Here is a 1,156-nt window from a genome sequence, read left to right as displayed (position 1 = left end):
CCGGGCGTCCTCGATGCAGCCGAAGCGATCCGGGAAGTCAGGACGATATTTAAACGTCTTGAAGTGCGATTCGGAGAACGGGTTGTCATTGGAAACATAAGGCCGACTATGAGTCTTGATCACTTCCAGATCGACGAGCAAGGCAGCGACGCTCTTCGAGCGCATGCTGGTGCCGCGATCGGCGTGCAGTGTGAGGCAACCCGGTTCGATGTTTTGTCCGGCGACAGTATCGGCAATCAGCATTTCGGCCAGTTCAGCAGTCTCCCGGGGAGCGATCATCCAGCCGACCACGTAGCGGCTAAAGATATCGAGGATCACGTACAGATGGAAGTACGTCCACTTGCCTGGGCCGCGTAACTTGGTGATATCCCAGGACCACACTTCATTGGGCTGCACCGCTAACAGCTCCGGCCGAGTGTAGGACGGATGAGTCAATTGCCGACGCCGTTCACGTACCTGGTTGGCGCCGGCGAGCAACCGGTACATGGTGCGTACCGAGCCGAGATAGACGCCCTCATCGAGCAGAGTGGCGTAGGTTTGCCGCGGTGAGCAATTGGCGAAGCGCTCGCTGTTGAGCGCATCGAGTACGCACCAGCGCTCGCTGTCGCTCAATGCCAGAGGAGGCCGGGGACGACTTCTGGGCAGCACCGGTTGCGCGACCAGATGACGCGCCGCGGCGCGCTGTCGGTACACGAGTGAGCGATCGATGTTCATGACCCGGCACGCACGAGCCACGCCGACATCCGGCACCAGGAGGTTCACTCCGTCCAGGCGGAGTTGCCATCCGTGTCCTCTTCGTTCTGCAGAGCCATTAAGGAGGAAACTTTTTTTTGAACGTCGATGATCAACCGCGCCTGCATAAGCTGTCGCCGCAGACGATCGATCTCGCGTGTCAGCGCGGCCGTTCGACGGGTCTCGGCGATCACAGGATCGGCCTTGTGTCCCCGCTTGCGCGGATCGAGACCGGTCTTGCCCTCAGCGGCACGACGTTTGCGCCACGCTGCCAGATTGGACGAATAGATGCCTTCGCGCCGCAGCAGTGCGCCGATCTGCCCCGGCTCGCTACACCGGTCAGCCTCGGCCAGGATGCGTCGTTTCTCGCTGGCAGAGAATTGCCGACGTCGGCCGATCGCAGGTCGGAAGAGCGTCGCGGAGG

At 61.2% G+C, this 1,156-nt stretch carries 2 protein-coding genes; both read right to left on the bottom strand.

All coding sequences use genetic code 11. The annotated features are described in order from the left end of the window. Window positions 1-714 (bottom strand): transposase (locus ACRXB1_RS36360; RefSeq protein ID WP_449494813.1); only part of this gene is annotated, 714 nt, incomplete at its 3' end. Between the two features lie 44 nt (window positions 715-758). Beyond that, on the bottom strand, window positions 759-1,156 hold a 398-nt coding region (locus ACRXB1_RS36355; protein WP_449494812.1), incomplete at its 5' end, for a transposase.

This window comes from Caballeronia sp. M23-90, from assembly GCF_053574605.1.
Note: the sequence above shows the minus strand (reverse complement) of the source record. Positions and strands in the feature narration are given on the sequence as shown.